The 21,740-nt window shown below is 65.8% G+C and carries 21 protein-coding genes; 6 read left to right on the top strand and 15 right to left on the bottom strand.

What is annotated here, in order from left to right; translation table 11 throughout:
• Window positions 1–18: 18 nt before the first annotated feature.
• The 3 genes from A3ES_RS50135 to A3ES_RS0140360 are packed head-to-tail and all read right to left on the bottom strand — an operon-like array spanning window position 19 to window position 4,252.
• On the bottom strand, window positions 19–2,385 hold the full coding sequence (locus A3ES_RS50135; RefSeq protein ID WP_020392537.1) for an ATP-binding protein: 2,367 nt from the start codon (window positions 2,383–2,385) through the stop codon (window positions 19–21).
• Entirely contained in the window at window positions 2,378–3,292 is a 915-nt protein-coding gene (locus tag A3ES_RS0140365) for an SMP-30/gluconolactonase/LRE family protein (protein WP_020392536.1), read from the bottom strand. Before A3ES_RS0140365 ends, A3ES_RS50135 begins: the two co-directional genes overlap by 8 nt.
• A gap of 30 nt (window positions 3,293–3,322) precedes the next feature.
• Entirely contained in the window at window positions 3,323–4,252 is a 930-nt protein-coding gene (locus A3ES_RS0140360; protein ID WP_020392535.1) for an SMP-30/gluconolactonase/LRE family protein, read from the bottom strand.
• Window positions 4,253–4,306: 54 nt separating this feature from the next.
• Here A3ES_RS0140360 and A3ES_RS0140355 point away from each other — a divergent pair, with 54 nt between their 5' ends.
• A complete protein-coding gene (locus tag A3ES_RS0140355) occupies window positions 4,307–4,768 on the top strand; it encodes an Lrp/AsnC family transcriptional regulator (RefSeq protein ID WP_020392534.1) in 462 nt (153 codons plus the stop codon).
• Between the two features lie 12 nt (window positions 4,769–4,780).
• Here A3ES_RS0140355 and A3ES_RS0140350 read toward each other — a convergent pair whose 3' ends face one another.
• Complete coding sequence (locus tag A3ES_RS0140350) at window positions 4,781–5,236, bottom strand: DUF6069 family protein (protein ID WP_020392533.1); 456 nt, start codon at window positions 5,234–5,236, stop codon at window positions 4,781–4,783.
• A gap of 106 nt (window positions 5,237–5,342) precedes the next feature.
• On the opposite strand from A3ES_RS0140350, the gene A3ES_RS50130 reads away from it, so the two are divergent.
• The 3 genes from A3ES_RS50130 (at window position 5,343) to A3ES_RS0140335 (ending at window position 8,763) form a co-directional block, all read left to right on the top strand.
• Window positions 5,343–5,831, top strand: coding sequence for a MarR family winged helix-turn-helix transcriptional regulator (locus A3ES_RS50130; protein ID WP_020392532.1), 489 nt, complete (start codon window positions 5,343–5,345; stop codon window positions 5,829–5,831).
• An 86-nt stretch (window positions 5,832–5,917) separates the two neighbouring features.
• The gene (locus tag A3ES_RS0140340) at window positions 5,918–7,687 is read left to right on the top strand and encodes an acetyl/propionyl/methylcrotonyl-CoA carboxylase subunit alpha (RefSeq protein WP_020392531.1); all 1,770 of its coding nucleotides are present in this window, start codon (window positions 5,918–5,920) and stop codon (window positions 7,685–7,687) included.
• A 212-nt stretch (window positions 7,688–7,899) separates the two neighbouring features.
• Window positions 7,900–8,763: a peptidylprolyl isomerase gene (locus tag A3ES_RS0140335; RefSeq protein WP_020392530.1), complete on the top strand. Its 864-nt coding sequence runs from the start codon at window positions 7,900–7,902 to the stop codon at window positions 8,761–8,763.
• Window positions 8,764–8,769: 6 nt separating this feature from the next.
• Here A3ES_RS0140335 and A3ES_RS0140330 read toward each other — a convergent pair whose 3' ends face one another.
• From A3ES_RS0140330 to A3ES_RS0140320, 3 genes are all read right to left on the bottom strand, one after another.
• Entirely contained in the window at window positions 8,770–9,948 is a 1,179-nt protein-coding gene (locus tag A3ES_RS0140330; RefSeq protein ID WP_026163648.1) for a glycoside hydrolase family 76 protein, read from the bottom strand.
• Window positions 9,949–10,026: 78 nt separating this feature from the next.
• Window positions 10,027–11,241 (bottom strand): SpoIID/LytB domain-containing protein, encoded by a 1,215-nt coding sequence (locus tag A3ES_RS0140325; protein ID WP_026163647.1) that lies wholly within the window; start codon window positions 11,239–11,241, stop codon window positions 10,027–10,029.
• Entirely contained in the window at window positions 11,238–12,833 is a 1,596-nt protein-coding gene (locus A3ES_RS0140320; protein ID WP_020392527.1) for an N-acetylmuramoyl-L-alanine amidase, read from the bottom strand. The genes A3ES_RS0140325 and A3ES_RS0140320 overlap by 4 nt, the downstream gene beginning before the upstream one ends.
• 144 nt (window positions 12,834–12,977) lie before the next feature.
• Between A3ES_RS0140320 and A3ES_RS0140315 the strand changes: the two genes are divergently transcribed.
• The gene (locus tag A3ES_RS0140315) at window positions 12,978–13,469 is read left to right on the top strand and encodes a winged helix-turn-helix transcriptional regulator (protein ID WP_020392526.1); all 492 of its coding nucleotides are present in this window, start codon (window positions 12,978–12,980) and stop codon (window positions 13,467–13,469) included.
• Between the two features lie 84 nt (window positions 13,470–13,553).
• Entirely contained in the window at window positions 13,554–14,396 is an 843-nt protein-coding gene (locus tag A3ES_RS0140310; RefSeq protein ID WP_020392525.1) for a hypothetical protein, read from the top strand.
• A gap of 221 nt (window positions 14,397–14,617) precedes the next feature.
• Here the strand turns inward: A3ES_RS0140310 and A3ES_RS0140305 are convergent, their stop codons facing one another.
• The 8 genes from A3ES_RS0140305 to A3ES_RS50115 all read right to left on the bottom strand — a co-directional run bounded on the left by A3ES_RS0140305 (window position 14,618) and on the right by A3ES_RS50115 (window position 21,597).
• Window positions 14,618–15,505 (bottom strand): hypothetical protein, encoded by an 888-nt coding sequence (locus A3ES_RS0140305; RefSeq protein WP_020392524.1) that lies wholly within the window; start codon window positions 15,503–15,505, stop codon window positions 14,618–14,620.
• A 60-nt stretch (window positions 15,506–15,565) separates the two neighbouring features.
• The gene (locus A3ES_RS50125; protein ID WP_020392523.1) at window positions 15,566–16,759 is read right to left on the bottom strand and encodes a glycosyltransferase 87 family protein; all 1,194 of its coding nucleotides are present in this window, start codon (window positions 16,757–16,759) and stop codon (window positions 15,566–15,568) included.
• Between the two features lie 45 nt (window positions 16,760–16,804).
• Window positions 16,805–17,974 (bottom strand): glycosyltransferase 87 family protein, encoded by a 1,170-nt coding sequence (locus A3ES_RS50120; RefSeq protein WP_157631016.1) that lies wholly within the window; start codon window positions 17,972–17,974, stop codon window positions 16,805–16,807.
• Between the two features lie 237 nt (window positions 17,975–18,211).
• Window positions 18,212–18,571, bottom strand: a complete 360-nt coding sequence (locus tag A3ES_RS57335; protein WP_157631015.1) for a barstar family protein — start codon at window positions 18,569–18,571, stop codon at window positions 18,212–18,214.
• Between the two features lie 607 nt (window positions 18,572–19,178).
• Window positions 19,179–19,346 carry a hypothetical protein gene (locus A3ES_RS54665; RefSeq protein WP_157631014.1) on the bottom strand — a complete coding sequence of 56 codons (168 nt, stop codon included), beginning with the start codon at window positions 19,344–19,346 and terminating at the stop codon, window positions 19,179–19,181.
• Window positions 19,347–19,364: 18 nt separating this feature from the next.
• Complete coding sequence (locus tag A3ES_RS0140275; RefSeq protein ID WP_020392518.1) at window positions 19,365–19,766, bottom strand: hypothetical protein; 402 nt, start codon at window positions 19,764–19,766, stop codon at window positions 19,365–19,367.
• On the bottom strand, window positions 19,763–20,878 hold the full coding sequence (locus A3ES_RS53170; RefSeq protein WP_157631013.1) for a polymorphic toxin-type HINT domain-containing protein: 1,116 nt from the start codon (window positions 20,876–20,878) through the stop codon (window positions 19,763–19,765). Before A3ES_RS53170 ends, A3ES_RS0140275 begins: the two co-directional genes overlap by 4 nt.
• A gap of 290 nt (window positions 20,879–21,168) precedes the next feature.
• The gene (locus A3ES_RS50115; RefSeq protein ID WP_475009023.1) at window positions 21,169–21,597 is read right to left on the bottom strand and encodes an RHS repeat-associated core domain-containing protein; all 429 of its coding nucleotides are present in this window, start codon (window positions 21,595–21,597) and stop codon (window positions 21,169–21,171) included.
• Window positions 21,598–21,740 lie beyond the last annotated feature (143 nt).

Below are 21,740 nucleotides of genomic sequence, written 5' to 3'. Positions count from 1 at the left end.
CGACCGACAACTGACGACCTACGGGTGCTGCGCGAGCAGTGCCCGTACGTCGTCGGCCTGCGCGAACCCGTGGCGCTCGTAGAGCTCCAGCGCCCGCGCCCACTCGGCCCGCGCTTCGTCGACCTGGCCGAGTTCCACCAGCACCTGCCCCAGGTTCCACCGTCGACGCGCCTCCAGGTACCAGTTGCCATCTCGTACTGCGATGTCGAGCGCCGCGCGGACCTGCCTTTCAGCCTCCTTGGCGTTGCCCGCGGCAAGCTCGGTGATCCCGAGCTGCTCGAGCGTCTCCGCCCGCACCACCTCGCCGTACGACTCGTCGACGACCAGGCACTCCTGCAGATAGGTCAACGCCTCGGGGTACCGCCCGCATTCGTGGTAGGTGACGCCGATCCGGTAGAGCACCCAGTGCCGGGCGAAGGCCTGGTCCTCGGCAGCGCGGATCTGGGCGGCGGCCGCCGCCAGGCTCTCGTCCTGCTCTGCCGCCTGGCCGGACCTGACCAGGAGGGCTCCGACCATCAGCCGGGCCTCGGCGATCGAGATCTCGTGGCCGACGTCGAGAGCGATCGCCAGGCCTTGCCGGGCGAGTCCCAGCCCTTCTTCGTGGTGTCCCAGCTGCCCGAGGTAGGCCCCGAGGTAGATCAGGCAGTGCAGCAGATGCATCGGGTCGTCGGCGGTCGTCTCGGCCGCCAGAGCCACGCGCATCCGGCCGGCGGCTGCCTCGAAGTCACGGAGCTCGGCGAGCATGGTGGCCCAGTCGTACCAGAGGATGGCTTGGACGTGCTGATCACCGACCGTCTTCTCGGCCTGCGCTGCGATCTCGTACATTGCCAGCGAATCCGCGTAGCGGCGCCGCATGTTCCAGTAGGGGTCGAGGCCGATCACGGTCAGCGCGATCAGGGGCCGATGCTCCAGCGGTCCGTCGAGAGCACGGCGCAGCGCCGACTGAATCTCGGGCATCTCGGTATCCACCCAGGCCAGCATCTGGCCGAAGTCGAGGTCCAGTCCGACGTCCCACTCCCCCCAGTTCGTGCCGCCCCAGGCGGACAGAATGCCGGTCCCTCGGTTCAGCCGGCGCAGATACCGCCCCATCTGCGCATAGAACTCCAGCACGCGCAGCTGGGCGGCCGAATGCTCCTCGTCGCTGAGCGTCTGCGCTGCTAGCTCGGCCGCGTAGTCGCGGACCAGGTCGTGCAGGCGATAGCGGCGGACATCGACCATCTCCAGCAGGTGAAGATCGACCAGGTTCTCCAGCAGGGTTTCGGCATCGTCGACCGGCAGGGCCAGCAGTCTGGCGGCGACAAGCAGGTCCAGGACGCCACCCTGGTAGGCACCCAGCAGCGGGAAGATGGCACCGGCGGGCTCCTCGGACTCGGTGAGGTTGTCGAGGGACAGCGCCAGGCTAGCCCGGACGTTGAGGTCATCGCCGGACAGCAGGTCGAGCCGGCCGTGCTCATCGGCGAGGCGATCGCGCAGGTCCCCGACGGTCCAGCCGGGATGGGCCGCGAGCTGTGCCGCCGCGATCCTCAATGCCAAGGGCAACGAGCCACAGAATCGCACTACTTCCAATGCTTCCGCCGGTTCGGCGGCGATCCGGTCCGCGCCTGCCACCTCCGCGAACAGCGCGAGCGCGTCATCGTCTGGAAGGACTTCCAGCATGATGTGCTTGGCGCCGGGCAGCGAGGTGAGGGATCGCCTGCTCGTGACGATGACGGCGCAGGTCCCGGTCCCGGGCAGCAGGGGGATGATCTGGCCGACGCTCGCCGCGTTGTCCAGGACCAGCAGCAGGCGGCGCCCGGCGATCGCAGTACGGAATCGTGCCGATGCTTCGTCGACGGATCTCGGGCGGGTTTCCGAGGACAGCCCGAGGTTCTGCATCAGCTGGATCAGGGCTTCCAGCGGGGGAAGCGGTTCACCTGCGCCGAAACCCCGCAGGTTCAGGTAGAGCTGACCGTCGGGGAACTGGTCGGCCAGCCGGTGAGCGAGATGGATCGCCAGCGCCGTCTTGCCGACGCCGCCCATCCCCTCGATGGCCGAGATCACCAGGACGCCGCGACGCTCCACCGCGGACATCAGTTCGGTCAACGTCGCGAGCTGCTCCTGTCGCCCGGTGAAGTCCGCGATGTCGTCCGGAAGATCGCGCGGTACGCCGTCCGCCTTGGCCTTCTTCGGTCGCATCGCCGCCTCGGCCAGCCGTGCCCGCCCGGCCTCGTCCAGCCGGAGTCCGTCGGCGAGCAGATCCACCGTGGTCAGTCGGGGATGGCGACGCCGGCCACCTTCCAGCGCACGGATCGCCTCCACGCTGACACCGGACGCCTCAGCGAGGCTCTCCTGGGTCAGCTGCGCGGCGAGGCGGCAGCTTCGGAGTACTGGGGCGAAGTCAGGCATCGTAGGGCTGCCGGCCGCCGTTGACTGTGGTGAAGAGGGAGTAGAGGGAAGTCGTGGCGGTGAGGAAGAGGCGGTTGCGTTTGGGGCCGCCGAAGCAGAGGTTGGAGACGGTTTCGGGGACCAGGAGTTTGCCGAGCAACGCGCCATCCGGGTGGTAGACGTGCACGCCGTCGGCCGCTGCTCCCCAGACGCGGCCTTCGCTGTCGAGGCGGATGCCGTCGAACGCGCCGTTGCCGCACTCCGCGAACAGCTCGCCACCAGTCAGCTTGTCGCCGTCGACTGTGAAGACCCGGATGGTGGCCTCCTCGGTGTCGCTGATGTAGAGCAGGCTGCCGTCGTTCGAGAACGCCAGCCCGTTCGGCCGGTTGAAGTCGTCAGCGACGATGCTCAGCGCGCCGTCCGGCGCGATTCGGTAGACATGGCAACCACCGACCTCGATCTCGCCCTGGTGTCCCTCGTAGTCGCTGTCGATCCCGTACGCCGGATCGGTGAACCAGATCGCGCCGTCCGAGCCGACCACCACGTCGTTCGGGCTGTTGAGCCGGCCGCCGTTGTAGCCGTCGGCAAGCACCCGGATCGATCCGTCGTGGTCAGTGCGAGTCACCCGGCGATTGCCGTGCTCACAGCTGACCAGGCGACCTTGCTCGTCCAGCGTGTGCCCGTTGGTGTTCCCGGCCGGCTCGCGAAACACCGACACCTGGTACGACGTCTCGTCCCAGCGCAAGATCCGGTCGCTCGGGATGTCGCTCCACAGCACATACCGCCCAGCCGCCGAGTAGACCGGCCCTTCGACCCACCGTCCCCCGGTCCACAACCGCTCGAGACGAGAATCTCCCCGAATCCCGGCGAAGCGATCATCCAGCCGCACCCACTCAGCAGGGACAGCTCCGGCCAACGGCTCGAGCATCGGGGGCGCTCCTCAAGTTCGCTTACGTTGTCATCCGCGATCGTACGGCGGGGCGGCTCCGTCCGTGGTGATCAGCCAGGAGTAGACCGACGTGGTCGCTGTGATGAACAGCCGGTTCCGCTTCGGGCCGCCGAAGCAGAGGTTGGACACGATGTCAGGGAACAGCAGCTTCCCGATCAGCGTGCCGTCGGGATCGAAGCAGTGCACGCCTTCGTGCGTCGCCGCCCACACGCGGCCGCCCGCGTCCAGCCGGATGCCGTCGAACATGCCTGCCTGATAAGGCGCGAAGACCTCACCCCCGACGAGCCTGCCGTCCTTGACCTCGAAGCGGCGGATGTGTCTGGCGGGCGTGTCGACGACGTACAGCTGGGACTCGTCGAGACTGAACGCGAGCCCGTTCGGCCGGGCGAAATCGTCGGCGACGACGGTCAGCTCACCGTCCGCGGAGAGGCGGTAGACGTTGCAGGTGGCGATCTCCTGCTCGGCGGCGTGGCCCTCGTAGTTCGAGGTGATCCCGTACGGCGGATCGGTGAACCAGATCGAGCCGTCCCGCCGGACCACCACATCGTTCGGGCTGTTCAGCTTCAGACCGTCCAGGTGCGACGCGAGAACGGTGAGCGAGCCATCCGCCTCCGTCCGGGTCACCCGGCGGTTGCCCTGCTCGCAGCTGATCAGCCGGCCTTGGGCGTCGAGGGTGTTGCCATTGGTGTACCCGGCCGGCTGGCGGAAGACCGAGACCGCGCCGGACAGCTCGTCCCAGCGGAGCATCCGGTCGTTGGGGATGTCGCTGAACACCAGACTGCGCCAAGCCGGGACATAGACGGGACCTTCCAGCCAGCGACCGCCGTCGTACAGGCGCTCCACGTACTCGTCGCCGCGCGCGACCACCGCGAAGCGCTCATCCAGTGTCACCAGCTCGGCTCGCGACCGGGTTGGCGGGTCAGTCAGCATGATCGTCATGAACCGAATGATATCTTCCAGTCATCCGCAGATGCCAAATGAGATTCGGTTAAGATGACTGTTGACCAGACAGACCGTGAACTGCTCGCCCTGTTGCAGCAGGACGCGACCCAGTCGTACGCCGTACTCGGGCAAGCCGTCGGCTTGTCGGCCGGTGCCGCTCACGAGCGGGTCCGCAAACTGAAGGCCTCCGGCGTGATCCGGCGGACGACGATCGAGGTGGACCCCGCCGCGCTCGGCAGCGGAGTACTGGCATACGTCCTGCTCGACTCGGACGCCTGGATGGGCGACGCGCCGACCCTGCAGGCGTTGAAGGACATCGCCGCGGTGGAGGAGGCGCACATCACCGCGGGTGCCGCGTCGGTACTGGTGAAGGTGCGAACCACCAGTACCGAGGCGCTGCAGGCGGCCCTCCGCGCACTTCATCAAGTGGACGGCGTCACCGGTACGCAGACCATCGTCGTCCTGGAGTCGTTCTTTGAGCGCCCCCCGGCCGTCGGGGCGACCCCAGCCTGAGTCGATCGAGGTTCAGCGGCGGGCAGTGCGAGCGAAGATCGGGATCACCGCGGCGCCGACCACCACATGCAGGAGGACCAGGGACCATTGCGCCGATGCGTCCGCCTCGCCCGAGTTGAACGGCATCGCGAACGAGAGTAGGAGGACGACAACGGCAGTGATGGTCCAGATCCGGCGAGCATTAGAGGTCACTCGCTCGAGCACGGCCAGCAGCGCCCATCCCAGCAGGGAGGCGCCGATCGCCATCCCGATGATCAGGCCAGGGCCGACCACCGTCGTCGTACCGGACTTGGTCACCGAGAGGTCGACGCCGAGCAACGGGTCGACGACGACCCAGACCAGTACTGCGCCGAGCACAGCGAGGGCGATCCCCACGGCGCGAGCGATCCGGCGTTCCTTCGAGCTGGGAACCACGGGTCCGGCGACTTCTGTGGTTTCTGCGGTTTCGGTAGAGCGCTGAGCGGACATGGGCGAGCCTCATTCTCTGGAGATCATCGATAGTGGAGAGTCTCCATCATCTGCAAAAATGCTGGAGGAAGTCAACTATCGAGATGCTTCAGTTAAACTCGACCCCATGGCCAGGACAGAACGGGACCAGCTCGCGGCGCTCTCACAGCAGGTGATGGATGTGTCGATGTGGATGGCGCGGCACTACAACATGCGGTTCGCGGCCGAACTGGGGCTGACCGACACGCTGGCGCGGTCGCTGCTGCAGCTCGATCCCGACCGGCCGATCCCGACCCGGGCCCTGGCCTCGATGCTGGGCTGCGACCCGTCGAACGTGACACCGTTCGTCGATCGGCTGGAGCGGGCCGGCCTGGTCGAGCGCCAGGTGGACCCGCACGACCGGCGGATCAAGACCCTGGCGGTGACCCCCGAGGGTCGCGCGATGCTCGAGCGGATGGACGACATCCGCGGCACCGACGCGCCACCGCTGCAGGCTCTGACCGACGGCGAGCGCGACACACTGGAGAAGCTCCTCGGCAAGGCCTGGGCCGCGGCAAAGGAGTACGAGGCGGAACAGTGCGCCCTGACCAAGTCCCACAAGACCGGCAAGGTGTGAGCAATACCCTGTCTTTGTTGGCGGCTGTTCACCCTTGTGGGGCGTGATACCCCACTACACTCAGCCGGGCCGAAGGGAGTTCAGCTGTGTCTGACAGCAAGCGCATCACCAAGGTTCTGGTCGCCAACCGGGGCGAGATCGCCGTCCGGGTGATCCGGGCCGCCGCCGACGCCGGGCTGGGCAGCGTCGCCGTGTACGCCGACGCCGACCGCGACGCCCTGTTCGTCCGGCTCGCCGACGAGGCGTACTCGCTGGCCGGCGCGACACCGGCTGACTCCTACCTGAACATCGCCAAGATCCTCGACGTCGCGGCCCGCTCCGGCGCGAACGCGATCCACCCGGGGTATGGCTTCCTGGCCGAGAACGCCGAGTTCGCGCAGGCCGTGATCGACGCCGGCCTGATCTGGATCGGCCCGCCGCCCAGCGCCATCGACTCCCTCGGCGACAAGGTGAAGGCCCGGCACATCGCCGAGAAGGTCGGCGCCCCGCAGGTGCCCGGGACGCCCAACCCGGTGGCCGACGCCGGCGAGGTGGTGGCATTCGCAACGGAGTACGGGCTGCCGATCGCGATCAAGGCGGCGTACGGCGGTGGCGGTCGCGGGATGAAGGTCGCGCGCACGCTGGAAGAGGTGCCGGAGCTGTTCGAGTCGGCGACCCGCGAGGCGGTCAGCGCCTTCGGTCGCGGCGAGTGCTTCGTCGAGCGCTACCTGGACAAGCCGCGGCACGTCGAGACGCAGTGCCTGGCCGATGCCCATGGCAACGTCGTGGTGATCTCCACCCGGGACTGCTCGCTGCAGCGCCGGTACCAGAAGCTGGTCGAGGAGGCGCCCGCGCCGTTCATCTCACCCGAGCAGCTCGAAACGCTCTACACCTCGTCCAAGGCGATCCTGCGCGAGGCCGGGTACGTCGGTGCCGGGACGTGTGAGTTCCTGATCGGCCAGGACGGCCTGATCTCCTTCCTCGAGGTGAACACGCGACTGCAGGTCGAGCACCCGGTCAGCGAAGAGGTCACCGGGATCGACCTGGTCCGGGAGATGTTCCGGATCGCCGACGGCGAGGAACTCGGGTACGACGACCCGGTCGTGAGCGGCCACTCGATCGAGTTCCGGATCAACGCCGAGGACCCGGGCCGCGGCTTCCTGCCCGCGCCGGGCACGCTGACCAAGTGGCACGCGCCGTCCGGGCCGGGCATCCGCCTCGACGGTGGTTACGACCAGGGCGAGACAGTACCGGGGTCGTTCGACTCGCTGGTGGCGAAGCTGATCGTGTCCGGCCGCGACCGGACGCAGGCGCTCGAGCGGTCCCGCCGGGCGCTGAAGGAGTTCGTCATCGAGGGGATGCCGAGCGCCATCCCGTTCCACGCCGCCGTGGTGAGCGACCCGGCCTTCGTCGCCGACGAGGGCTTCAAGGTGCACACCCGCTGGATCGAGACCGAGTTCGACAACCAGATCCCGCCGTACGACGGCGCCGCGGACGTCGCGGAGCCCGGCGAGCGGGAGACGGTCACCGTCGAGGTCGGCGGCAAGCGTCTCGAGGTCGTCCTGCCGGCCGGGCTGGGCGCAACGGCGGCCGCGGGCGCCGGTACGAAGAAGAAGCCGTCGCGGCGCGCGGGCGGCAGCGGCAAGGGCGCGGCGGCGTCGGGCGACTCCCTCACCTCGCCGATGCAGGGCACGATCGTCAAGATCGCCGTCGAGGAAGGCACGACGGTCGCCGAGGGCGACCTGGTCGTCGTCCTGGAGGCGATGAAGATGGAACAGCCCCTGAACGCCCACAAGGCCGGCACCGTGACCGGCCTGTCCGCCGAGGTCGGCGCGACGGTGGCCGCGGGCGCCGCGATCTGCGAGATCAAGGACTGACCCTCCCCAAAGGCTCCCCCAAACCTTTGTGTTCATTCGCCCTCTTTTCACCCTTGGCGGCGGTTCTTCGGCGAGCCGCCGCTACCAGAAGGGTGAAAAGAGGGCGAATGAACACTGGGTGGGGGCGTGCGACACGGCGATACACAGGCGTTTCTCAGGGTTTGGCGGTAGCTTCCCTGCAGGATTGCCGCGAGGTGTGAGGAGAACTCTGCATGTCCAGGAAGACCCACGAGCATCAGCTGGCTCAGCGGAAGGCGCAGCGTCAGGCCGAGCGGCAAGCTGAACGCGCCAAGCAGCGCCGGATGCTGGCGATCACCATCACGTCGATCGCGGCGGTGGTCGCGGTGATCGCGGGTGTCTTCGTGGTCGTCGCCAAGAACACCGGCAACGACACTCCGGCGGCGTCCGACACACCGTCGGCACCGAGCGGCGCGGAGAACAAGCCGCAGTCGATCCCGACCGCGATCGCCGCACCGCCGAAGCGGCCGAAGCCGCTGGCGGCAGAGGTGGACTGCAGCTACACCAAGTCTGGGCAGCCGGCCAGCAAGAAGGCCGACGCGCCGGCCAACGGCAAGGTCAAGGCCAGCGGCACCAAACCGGTCACGCTCAACACGTCGGTCGGCGACCTGCACCTGACCCTGGACAGCGCACTGGCGCCGTGCACGGTGAAGAGCTTCCTCAGCCTGGTCGGGCAGAAGTACTTCGACAACACCAAGTGCCACCGGCTGACCGTCGGCACAGGCCTGCAGGTCCTGCAGTGCGGCGACCCGAGCGCCAGCGGCAGCGGCGGCCCCGGCTACAGCTTCAAGGACGAGGTGTACCCCGAGCTCAAGTACGGGCGCGGCATCCTCGCGATGGCGAACTCGGGCCCCAACACCAACGGCAGCCAGTTCTTCATCGTGTACGGCGACGCGTCCGGCCTGACTCCGGCGTACACGGCGTTCGGCACGGTCGACAAGGCCGGCCTCGAGCTGATCGACAAGGTCGCGAACGCGGGCGTGATCCCGGAGGGCGGGCCTACCGACGGCAAGCCCGCCACCCCGGTCGAGATCAAGACCGCGACCGCGGCCAGCTAGCTCGTACTACGCCAGGTCGCCGTACTTGCTGCGCGGCCAGGCCAGCAAGGCGTCGATCTGGACCATGCCGGACTGCTCCAGCAACTGGACCGGACCGTCGACGAAGTGGAAGAGGCCCGTGGCAGGATCGCGGGCCTCTTTCCATGCCCGGTCGGAGTAGGCCTGCATGACCTTGGTGTAGCTCCGGTCGTGCGCCACCGAGTCGAGGATCAGCAGGTTCTTGAAGTAGATCGCGTTGAACCTGGTCGGCTGCTTCCACAGCCGGTCCTCGGTGCCGTAGAAGGCCAGTGACGCCTTCGCCAGCGCCTTGGCGTCCTTGAGGTACTTCTGGTCGTGCGTTGCCTTGTACAACAAGGCTCCGGCACCGAGCATGACGCCCTGGTTGTAGCTCCACTGGGTCTTCTCGACCGTGCCGGCCAGGTCGATGTGGTCCCAGTACAGACCGTTCGGGGCGAGCATGCACTTCTGCGTCCAGTCGTACATCTTCTTCGCCCAGGTCAGGAACGACTTGTCACGCGTCAGCAGGTACAGATGCGCGCCGAGCTCGGCACCCGGGCCGTTCGACACCGTGTTGCGGTCCTGGCTCCACGGCGCCTGGGTCCAGAAGACGCCACCCGCGCACGGGTGCGCCGGGTCGGTGTCCCAGCCGTGGACGACGAGCGCGAAGATCTCCTTCGCCCGCGCGAGCGACGAGCGGTCACCAGTCCGCTGGTAGTGCTGGATCAGCTGCAGGCCGATCCACTCGTTGTCATCGTAGAACTTGTCGCCACCCTGGCCGAGCGGCGGCCGCAGGTATGAGTCGTAGCCCTTCGGGGTGGTGGTCGCGTTCCAGTAGAGCTCGTACGCGTCCAGCCGGCGCTGGGCCTCCTTGTCGGCCTTGCGCCCGGAACCGGGGATGCCGGCCAGGTTCTCGGCGGCGATCGCGGCCTGCGAGTACGGCCAGATGTAGGAGTACGGGTTCGAGTGGGTGTTGGGGTACTCCTCCAGCAGCAGCCCTTGCGGTTGCCCGGTCTCGAAGTACTTGTTCAGCGCCTGGTACGACGCCTGGGCGCGCGTCGCCGCTTGGCCGCCGGTCACGGCCTCGGCCTTCGCGTTGGCAGCTGGGGTGTGCAGCGCGGCCAGCATCCCGACCGCGAGCAACCCGCCGGTGATCCGTTGAGTTGATATACCAAATTTTCTGCGCATCGACCTGCTCCTCCTGGGGCGGCAGCGATTGACATCGATGTCATGTTCTAGCTGGCCAGGGGTTTCGCCGTCAATGCCTCAACGTGATCCCGGTTGATTCTGTGTTGATATATCAAGCGGCTGTACACCCGCGAACCCGAACCAGGCGGACTTGAGGCGCAGGCGCAGGCGGACCTGGTCGCCGGTAAGCACGGCCCGGCCTCTCGACCCGATCGCCTCGACCGTCAGCACCCGCCCACCGGCCGGACCGACGCCGGTCCGGCGGGTGACCCGCAGGCTGCGCAGGGAGCCGACACCGAACGCCGCCCGGAACTGCGAACTCGTCCTGGTCACCGTCCAGGCGACGTTCGGGTTCTTGTTGCCCGGGTAGGCGTCCCAGCCATCCACCTTCATCAACTGGTACGGCGTATCGCCGGTGGCCGTCGCGCCGCCGTTGGAGGAGGAGAACTCCGCCATGATCGGCTTGCCCTTGTAGAGGCGGATCTGGCCGGCCGTGGCCGCGATCGCCGCGTTGGTCGTCGGCTTCTCCGAGTCGAATCCGCCGTACACCTGGCAAGAGGTGGTGTCGCAGAGGTCGTAGACGCGCTTGGCGGCCCGGTTTCGGTGGAAGACCGAATAGGTGCGCGCGGCAACCGATTGGACCTGGAGTGCGGCCGGTCGCCAGCTCGTCACGGCTTCGCGGGGAACCACGCCACGCAGGTAGTGCTCCAGCGACAGCACGTTGATCGTGTCGAAGTGGGCTCCGGACAGATCCGCCGAGCGGAGTACGCCGCGATAACGCAGGACGGCTCCGCTGGGCAGGATCAGGGAGATGACCGTCGGCCCTTCGAACTGGCCCATGCCGGTCAGGGTCTTCCAGAGCGTCCAGGTCTTTTTCGTGGCGTCGTACGAGCTGACTTTGGCACCGCGTTCGCCGTACGGGTCGATCGACCACTGGTTCCGGGTCGATGCTGTAGGCAACGTGTAGAGCTTGCCTGCCTTGAGGTCGCGAAGCCTTAATTTGTTGGCTGCTTTGACGCGGATGCCGTCGGTGGTGTCGGCGGTGATGCGGACCCGGATGCTTCCAGTCGCCTTGCCCACCGTCGTACCGGGGTAGTAGAAGTCCAGGATGGCCTTGGCCGACTTGCCGGCCAGCGCCGCACCCTGAGCGCCGTACTGCGACATGCCTCGACCGTGGCCGAAGCCTCGACCCGTGACTGTCTGTGCAACCTCCGGCTCGGGTGGAGTCATGGCTTCGGCCGTTGCACTCAGCAACGTCGAGCTGATGACTATGGCAACGATCATTCGCCTCATGAGACGTACACCTTGTGCTGGCGGTTGTTGAAGGTGAGCGTGCCGCGCTGGAACTTCTGTCGCAGGCCGCCCTTCACCTTGTACATGTCCGTGGTCGGCAGGCCGACGCGCGACCGCTCCGCGCCGAGCGTGACGTACTTGCGGTGGATCATCCCGGCGACCGGTCGCATGCCGGTGCGCTTCGACCAGTAGAGGCCGCCGTTCTGGAACGACTGCACCTTGCTGCTCGCGCGTCCCAGCCGGTACTCGCTGGTCGGCAGGCCGAGCAGGCCGTCCGGACCGAGCTGGCGATAGCGGGTCCGGAACAGACCGGTCACCGAGTGCGCCCCGCTGGCGGTGGACCAGTAGATGTCCCGCGCGCTGAAGTAGGTGGCGCGACCGGTCCTGGTCCGGTGCTCACCCCAGAATGGTTGCCCCGTCACCCGGAATCCGCCGAGCGTCTTGGCGAACCGGTAGATCTCGGTCGAGACGCTCTTGCCCATCAAGATGTTGATTCGTTGCTTCAGCCAACCAAGTTTGGAGTACAGGTTCTTGCCCGGGCAGGCGGTCGCCTTGGTGTCACGGTGACCGGAGACAGTGTGCAGCTTGCTGCCTTCCAGCACGATCGTTGCCAACGGCGACCGATAGTTCGCGTCCATTTTCCACGCGATAATCCGGGCCGTCGTCTCCAGCATCGGCTTGGCCGGCGCCACCTTGTCGAAGTTGCCGATCAGCGAGACGCCGAACGAGTTGGCATTGAAGGCACCGGTGTGCGCGCCGAGGACGGGCAGCTGCGCACCGCCGTACCGGCCCTCGAAGGCACGACCGAAGCGGTCGACGAGGAAGTTGTAGCCAAGGTCGCACCAGCCACGGCTCTTCACGTGGTACGCGTACATGCTGCGGACCATCGCCGGCACCTGCGCCCGCGTGTAGTTGTTGCGATCGGCGGTGTGGTGGACGAAGGCGGCCTGCACGGTGCCGGTGTACTTCGGCCGCAAGCAGCTCTTGCCGTTGTGCGCGCGGAGCCGTTCGTCGGCACCCCAGGCGCGTCTGCTCACCATCGCCGGCATCGGGTACGGCGCTCGGCTGCCCTCCACTTGGATCGGATCCTGGACCGTCGGCGGCTCGGCGTCGGTCGCCATCACGCCGGGGTTGATCAGAGCGACCTTGGCGTCGCGGACCGTCGTACCGTCGCGGGTGGTCAGGGCTGCCTGGATGCCGTTCGCGTCGCCGACCCAGAGCGGCTCGGTGCCGGAGCGTTCGTTGCCTTCGGAGGTCGCAGGTCCATGCTCGTCTTCGACCGTCAGGCGTTCCCAGGCGGACCACTGGCCGTTCCGCAGTACGCGGACCTTGACCTCGACCGGGGCCGAGTTCGCGCGATAGGGCCAGGTGACACCGACCAGGCCGAAGGGTTTGGTCTGCTGGGCTTCGGCGGTCGAGTACTGGCCGGCTTGCTGCAAAGGAAGTTCGACGTAGTCGGGGTCGGCGGTCGTCGTCTCGTCGGCGGTTGTCTCGAGGTGTGCTGGATGCGCGGGCAGGGGCGCGAGCGGTACGAACAGGGCGAGGCCTGTCACCGCGGTCAACGCCAGTCGGGGTGAGAAGGTCTTGCTCATCGGACAGCCCTCTGCTAGACGGAACAGCAGTAATCGATTATGCGCACTGCGTGTTCGCCAACTCCGCATTTCGTCACCCTGCGTGGCGCCGTCGCCGGGTTGCTAGGCTTACTTCTGAAATCGAAGCGACGTTGGGGTGTGGGCATGGCGAACCGGTTGCGGTCTGAGGATCTGTCCTGCCCGCTGTCGACGACTGCCCGGCAGGTCGGCGAGTGGTGGACGTTGCTGATCCTGCACGACGCATTCGACGGGTACACGCGGTTCGACGAGTTCCAGCGGAGCCTGGGGATCTCGTCGAGCATGCTGACCACGCGATTGAAGGCGCTGGTCGATGACGGGCTGCTGGAGCGTACGCAGTACCAGGACAGGCCGCCGCGGTACGAGTACGTGCTGACCGAACTCGGTCGCTCGCTGCGACCGGTGATCATCACGCTGGCGGCTTGGGGCAACGAGCGGCTCGCTGCCGAGGCCAGGACGATGATCCTGGTCGATGCCCGCACCGGCGAGGAGGTGGAGCCGGTCGTGGTGGACCGGGCCACCGGGCGGCGGGTCGACGGGCCGGATTTCGTCTTCACCTCCGGGCCAGCCGCCTCGGAAGCGATGCGGAAGCGGTACGAGACGGACCGAACGGCCTGATTTCTCAGCTGGTTCTCAGCAGATTTCGGTCACCTTCACCCGGCCGGTAGGCTCGACTCAACACTCTGTCGAGGAAGGCCCGACATGGAAATCATCCTGCTGATCGCGGTCGTCGTGATCGCCGTACTGGCTTACCGCTCGTACCGGCGCACGCAACTGCAGACGAAAAAGCGAGACGAGATCAGCTCGGCCGAGCTCGAGTCGGTCAAGAAGACCGCCGACGAGGACATCACCAAGTTCGGCGAAGAGCTGCAGGACCTCGACCTGGACATGGTCGGCAAGGACCTCGGCGACGGCGCCCGGCAGGACTACCAGCGCGCGCTGGACTCCTATGAGTCGGCCAAGCAGGCCGTCGGCCAGGTCACCGAGGCCGAGCAGATCCGGCACGTGATCGAGATCCTCGAGGACGGCCGGTACGCGATGACCTGCGTCCGTGCCCGGGTCAACGGCGAGCCGCTGCCGCAGCGCCGCCCGTCCTGCTTCTTCAACCCGCAGCACGGCCCCTCGGTCGAAGACGTGCTCTGGTCGCCCCCGGGCGGCGCACCGCGTGAGGTCCCGGCCTGCGCCGCCGACGCCGAGCGCGTCCGGGCCGGCGCCGAGCCCGACGTCCGCAAGGTCATGGTCGGCCCGCAGCGCGTCCCGTACTGGGAGGCCGGCCCGGCCTACTCGCCGTACGCCCAGGGCATGTTCGGCGCCCTCGGCGGCGTGATGACCGGCATGTTCATCGGCACCATGCTCGGCGGCATGTTCGCCGGCGGCGGCTACGGCGACATGGCAGGCGGCGGCTTCGAAGGCGGAGACGGCGGCGGCGGTGAAGGTGGCGGAGACGGCGGCGCCGGCGACTTCAGCGGCGATGGCGACTTCGGCGGCGGAGACGGCGGCGGCTGGGGCGACTTCGGCGGCGACTTCGGCGGCGGCGACTTCTAACCCCTCCAGCACTACCAACCACCGGACGCCTTGGGCGTCCGGTGGTTTTCTTTTGCGGTCGTCGCGTTGAGCCGGACCGCCACCACTCACAAACCTCAACTGGTCGCACCCGGCCAGGCGTGCACAGGCATGCTTCCCGGGTGGAAACGAGAGGTTTGTGAGTGGCGGAGGTCCGGGCCTGCCGCCCAACATCACGACCTCCGGCTGTCGTACTAGCCGGGTCACTCGCCGTTCAGGGGTGGCTTGCTTTCGGCGCTGGTGAGGAAGTCGACGGGGGCGTTGAAGGTGCCGGGGATCTTGCCGATGGGCTGGATGACTGTTGTTGCGCCGGTGGCGTGGCCGACGGCGTACAGGTGGGCGGCGCCGGTCTCCTTGTCGATGCCGGCCAGCAGGGTGCCCTTGGCGCCACACTGCTCGGCGACGAGGTACTCGAATCCCTGCCAGGTGGACGATCGGACCCGCTTCACGATCGGCTTCATCGGGGAGCTGGTCGGGATGTGGATCGTGTACAGCGCACCGCCACGGGTGTTCGCCAGGAACGTGTCGTACGTCGGCGTCTGACTGATCAACGCCATCGTCTTCACCGCCGCGAACCCACCGGCCGAACCCTGCGCCCGCCAGGTGCCCCGGTCGCCGGCCGACCAACGCGAAATCACGCCGTCAGTGCGCAAACCGTAGAGCTGCTTCCGCAGTACTGGAGCCTTTTGGTAGAAGGATGTCTCAATCGCCTTGTACGTACCCCAGCCGCCACCGATCGCGGTGACCCGCGAGCCGGGGTTCGAGCCGCCGATCGTGTACGTCGCGGAATACAGGACGGAGCCCTGCACCACCAAGCCGGTCCCGACGCCTTCGCTGGCCGGCGTGACGGTGTAGTCCCAGGTCGAGCTCAACCGCACCGCCCCGGGCTTGAACACCTTCTTCACCGTGCTCGGCACCGTTTCGGGTGGCGTGTTGGCATAGACCTGAGATCCGACGATGTCACCGGCCGCTGTCACGGACGAAAGATCCATCACGCAGGGCGCAGCCGCTTTCGCGAAGGCAGGCGTGGCGGGCAGCACGATCGCCGTGGACAGAACGGCAACGCTGGCTAGGATCGAAGCGCGACGCATCAAGAGATTCCCTTCGATTTGGCTTCTCAAAGGCTTGATGCAGACCTGAGCCGAAAGGTTCTACGAGGTCGTGTCCAGTTCTAGTTCCATCCCCGCTGGGATCTGGTCGCGGCGGCGGCCGAAGGCGAGTAGGAGACCGGCGGCGAGCGACAGCCAGAGATAGACGTTGCCGGCCAGCGCTTCGAAGAAGTTCCAGCTGAGTTCGAGGTTTCCGCGCCGGGGCGGCCACCAGATCGGCGCCAGCATGAACAAGCCCGACCAGGTCAGTGCCACCGGCAACGGATGACGACGGCCGAGCTGCGTTGCCGTGAGCAACGAAATGCCGAGCGGGATGACCCAGACCCAGTGATGACTCCAGGAGACCGGCGAGCAGAGAAGACCGATCATCGCCGTCACCGATACCGCGGCCAGTTGCTCGCCCCTCAGCCAGAGATTGCGACTCAGCCAGAGCCCGGCGATCACAGTCGCCATTACTACGACCAGCCAGAGCCGGCCGCCGCCGTCGAGATCACCAGAGACGCGGATCAGGAATCCGTTCCACGACTGGTTGCCCGAGTACGCGAGCCCGCCGATACGGCCAGTGTCGGAAACCAGATGCGTCCAGTACTCATACGCCGTCCGCGGCGCGATCAGGAACCCGATCGCCACGGTGGCAGCGAAGGCGGCCGACGCGTGCGCGAGCGCCTTCCACTGTCGCGTGACGACCAGCAGGCCGAAGAAGACCAACGGCGTCAGCTTGATCCCAGCGGCGAGTCCGAGCCAGATGCCCCTGCCTTGACGGGTTTTCGGGCCCAGTACGTCGTACAGGATCAAGGCGCAGAGGATCAGGTTGATCTGGCCGTAGGACAGGGTTTCGCGGACGGGCTCGATCAGCAGGGACGCGGCGACGATGGCGATCAGGATGGCTGGGTGCAGTCTCAGGTGTTTGAGGCTCAGCTTCCAGATCACAGCGAGCGCGACCAGGGAGGCGGCGATCGACGCGCCGTACGCGAGTGGCCAAGGCAGCAGCGAGACCGGCGCCATGATCACCCCGCCGAAGAGCGGGTAGGTGAACGGCATCGAGATGTACCGCAGGCGGGTCGTGTAGAGGCTGTCCGGATCGGACAGAAGCGCGGCGCCGCCCAGGCGGTAGACCTTCAGATCAGCGCCGGTGTGATCCCACACAAGGGGCAGCAGCAGCCCAACGACAACGCACACACCCGCGACCAGCCACCAACGGCGCTTGGCCGGGTCCCCCAGGATCCCCCAGTTCACCTGATCCAGACTGACACCAGATCGGGTCACGACCGGTCTACGCCACTATTGCAGTTGTGTTGCTATCTCCGGGGCCTTACGAGTTTGATCTGCCTCAGCTCGCGGAAGGGGTCGGCGCGTGATGAGCAGGACGACGGCGATGAGCGCCGCGATCAGGTAAGCATTGCCGCTGAACTGCTCCGGCAAGGACCAGTCCAACTCGCGGTTGTAGTGATTGGGCGGCCACCAGATCGGCGCAATCAGAAACAACCCGAACCACAGGCTCGCGAACACCACCTTCGGCCTCTTGGGGAGCACGGCCATCACGCTGGCCCCCAACGGAATGATCCAGACCCAGTGGTGACTCCACGACACGGGCGAACACAGCAGCCCAATCAGCGCGGTTATTGACACCGCAGCCAACCGGTCATTGCGAAGCCACAGGATCCGGGTCAGCCAGAGCCCACCGGCAACCGTCACCCCGACGAGCGCGAGCCAGATCGACCCACCGCCATCCAGATCACCGGTGATCCTGATCAGAAACGCGTTCCACGACTGATTACTCGAGAACGCCAACCCACCAATGCGAGTCGTCTCCTTCACCAGCGAAGTCCAGTACTCCGTTGCGCCGTGCGGCGTGGTTGCAAACCCCACCAGCACGGTGGCAACGAAGGCGGCCGTCGCATAGGCCAGCGCCTTCCACTGCCGCGTGATGAGCAGCAACCCGAAGAAGACCAACGGCGTCAGCTTCACCCCCGCCGCCACGCCAATCCAGATGCCTCTCGCTGGGCGGGTGGCCGGACTCAGTACGTCGTACAAGATCAAGGCACACAACATCAGATTGACCTGCCCAAACCCCAACGTCTCCCGCACCGGCTCAAGCAACAGCGACCCAGCCACCACCGCCAACAGCACCGGCGAGGCCATCGCGCTCCCAGCGCAAAGCCGCCACACCGCGATCAAACTGACGAAGGTCCCCAGCGTCCAGAGGCTCACGGCAACCGGCCACGGCAACAACGCAAACGGCACCATCACCACCGCCGCAAACGGCGGATACGTGAAGGGCAGCCCAGCCAGCCGAGCGTCGTACAGGGCCGAGGCATCCTCAAGCAGCGTGGCCCCACCCAGCCGATAGACCTTCAAATCCACCAACGAATGCTGCCAAAGCATCGGCAAAACGACGCTGGCAACAACACAGACCCCGAATGCCACCACCCACATCACCTTGGTGCGCATGCCCGAAATCTTGGCACGACGCCAGTCCACTCCCCCACGCACCTCCTCCGTCGCCGCTCCCACCCGCCCCAGGCGGCGCTCCTACGTCGCGCCTTGAACCCACGGTGGCCAAGGCCGGTGATCAAGGGCGGGGCCTGCCTTGTGGCCCCAACAACACCCCTACGGCCCCACCGGAAGTGCCCGGCGAGGCCCGCAGTTCACGACCGCTCACAAAGCGATCGCGGAGAGGGACCAGCCTCAATCCCCAACTGAGCGCCAAGCCCCCCAGTAGAGGAATTCCAGCTGCCAATCACCACCGCCACCAGATTCGATCGTTTCTGTCGCATTCTGGAGATGCCACGATGTGTTCACGAACAGACGCAAGTCTCTATCCGCAAGAACATCTGAGTTCAGAAGCCCCACGACCAAGCGGCGTGGCTTCTCCTGAAACCCTGCGGACAGCAAGTCGAAGAACCCATCCCAGCCGCCGCGAAAGTAGCTCGGAAAGTCAAGCTCTCGCCCAATCGCTAGAGACGCGTCACGCCCCGAGTGGAACTCTGCAGCATCGATACACCGGACCTCAAACCCTGACCCGCAACACGATGTGTGACGTCCCATCGGCCACTATCCGGAAGCAGATATGGAGGAGCAGAGAGCCCTGGGATGACACTGGAGATCGGTCGCCAATGCACGTTTCCTCAACCTTCCGCCAACTTCTCAGCAAAGCTGGAGAAATACCATCCATTCGTCATTCGAACTCTGAAAAATCCATCTCCGCCAGCTTTGACAAAGCTGTAATAATAGCGTCACGCGTGACCATGGGGACGACAAGGAGGTTCGACACAGCGAAGCAGGGAGCATTCCGCAACTCATCTAACACCTCTTGCGCGAGACGGGCTGGATCATAAACTGTGACACTCTACTGCCTATCCCCACTACGGACAATCAAGTCTACAAGGTACCCCTTCGACTCAGTCTCCAATTCATACCCGTCAAGATATTTCGGGAATTCAACCTCATACGTCGCGGACAATTCGCTCACCTGACCCTGATCTTTGCTAGCTCCTGAGCACGTCGTACCCGTACCCGATGGTGATCGAGTCCGTCGCCGTCAACGGATCGACCTGCTTGGTGAGCCGCCCGACTGCGTCGTACATGTAGATCGTCGGTCGCCTTCGCTCGCCGGCATCGACGAGATCAGGTTGCCGTCCGCGTCGTAGGCCAACTAGGTCGTCCCCAGTGACGCATTCGCCGCATCCAGCGTCTTCGACGCAACCACCCGACCAACCCGGTCGTACGTCGCGACGCTGCTGCGCCCCATCCCATCCGTGCTACGGACCAGTCGCCCGGCGTAGTCGTACCCGAACTCGGAGATCACACCCCCTCGGGTCATTCGACTAACCTCACCGCCTCACACAGTGGCAAACCACAAATCGTTCGCCGAGAACTTCTCGGTGTCCAGCGTTCGAAACATCTGTTCCCCCCCAAAGGCATTGGCAAGGGCAGATAAATCCGAGCGCAGGATCGGATCATCAAATGACGGCACCACAATCGCGATCACATCCTGACCAGCCACCGATTCAAGCGGCACACCCTCAATCGTTAGAACCAATCGCAACCTTGCGGAAAGCGCGGCCACGCGGATGCCGTCAGTCAGAACGCTCAGCCATTCCTCACCGGCGTCCTCATCCCAATCCAAGGCACCGTCAACCGACCGCGCTAGCTTGGCGGCCAGAACGGACGCTACATCGGAAGTCCAGATAGGTGCGCCCTCGCCAGCCAACCGCGCCAGGGGTTCTGTTATATCAATCATCGCGCACCACCAGTACTACCATGCACGCCGCCGCGCGCATTTCGATATACATTAAGGTACTGAGTCAATTCGCCATTCTTTCCAAGGATTCCCACGGGCCCGTTCTGCACAAATACTTTCGCTTTGTCTCCCACCCATAGTCCATTAGCGTCTGCGTACGCAGCCGCATCCAGGACCGCCTTCTCCGCGTCAACGCCCGTCAGGAAAACACTCTTACCTTGGCCAGCAGTAGTTGGAAGATGCTTCGCCATCGCGTCACTACTCACCGTATACTTGCCGTTGGTCAACTCTCCATGCCGGTTCAGGCGACTTGCGGGCGCTGTAAAACAATCGGAATTGTGAACCAGTACCGGAGTCCGTCCTGCCAAGACATAGTACGTGTGCGTGTTGGCGACCGTGAGGTTGTGCACCCGGGTGATGGCTTGGCGGTGACGGACAGACGTGACGGTGGCCGTGATGGCTTCTGCTCGGGCAACGAGTTTGTTGCCTGGGCGTAGGTCACCGGCGTCGACCCAGGAGCGGCTGAGCTGCTCGTAGAAGGGGTGCTTATCCGTGGCTGTCACCCGTCCTTGCTTTCGTCGGCCACTCCATTGCTGCTCCTCGACGGTGATCTCTACGAGAGATTTCATTCCTTCGCCGACGATGACGTCGGTTACTGTCTGCGCTTCGGTTGTGCCGTCCGAAGGGTTGGTGGCCAGAACACGATCGCCGATCTTGACTTGCTCGATCGGCTTGGTTGTGCCGTCAGCCATGAGGACAGCTGTGCCGGGCAAGAAGGAGTGTGGCTTGCAGGCATTGGCCGCCGCCTTGCCTGCCTTGCCGCCCCTGATGGCTTCGACGGCCTTTCCGAGTGCGAGGAGTTTTGTGGGGATTGGTAGCGGTATGAGGAGCAGGAGCAGCTCACCGAAGGCTTCCTCGCCTGCTAGCGCTCTGTACTCTCCGTAGGTGCCTTCGAAGCCTTCGGGTAGGACGCAGCCGGGACCGCCAGAGCAGCCTGCCATCTCGTAGAAGCGGTCGGGGTGAGGGTGCGCTGGGTCACCACCCATGGCCGAGAAGAAGTTGTGGCCACCCGTCAGACTGACATTTCCAATGACAGACCCTGCTCGATCCAACGCATTCTGGTACCGAGTCTTGGACCAGTCGCGGGTTTCGTCGGTTAGGTCGCCTTGGACGCCGATGACGGTTGCCGGCTGGTTGGGGTCGGTGGGGCAGAGGCTTTGGTTGCCGTTCGCGCAGGAGGGGTTGCCGGGTGGGTCTTGAGCGATGGTCTTGGCTTCGTGTTCTAGTTTCTTGCGCTCTTTGTTGATCTTCTTGTTCAGTTGGCACTGGGCGTCACAGACCGGTGGCGGGGGTGGCTTGTGCCCGCAACTCTTCGACTTGCACTTAGGCGGGTCGCAGTTCTTTATGCAATCTTTGGGCGGCTTCGGGCCGCAGTTCTTTGTGCAGATCTCATCCGGTTCGCCCCAGCAGGCGGGGTTGCCGCGCAGGCGCCTTCGTCCTCGGGTGGTGGCTTCCCACCATCGCCGGGCTTCGGCGTCGGGGTTTTCGGCGGGTCGCACCTCTTGACGGGCTTTCGATCGTCCCCGTTGGGGAATTCCATCCAACAGCGCGGGTCATCATTGGGGTCGATGACGCGGTTGCCGGTGGGGTCGTTGAGGGTGACGGGGTTGCCGGCGCCGTAGGCGTAGAGGTTGGGGAGGGAGGAGGCGACGCCCGCGTTGTACGTCATGGTGTCGCGGGAGTTGAAGGTGCCGGAGTCTGGGTTGTACCAGCGGGCGCCCTGATTGACGTCGCCNGAGCGGGGGTCGGTCCAGTCGCCTTGGTAGCCGATTCGGTACTTGAGGCCGTTGGCGGCTGTTGAGTTGCCGAAGGGGTCGTAGGTGCGGGAGTCCGGGAGGCCGGTGGTCAGGGTGGTGTCGGTGGGGTCGAAGCCGCCGAAGACGTCTCCGTGGCGGTCGGCCAGGACGAGGCGTT

Source organism: Kribbella catacumbae DSM 19601, from assembly GCF_000372465.1.
In the GTDB taxonomy this organism is placed as follows: Bacteria; Actinomycetota; Actinomycetes; order Propionibacteriales; family Kribbellaceae; genus Kribbella; species Kribbella catacumbae.
This window is presented reverse-complemented; position numbering and strand designations above follow the sequence as displayed.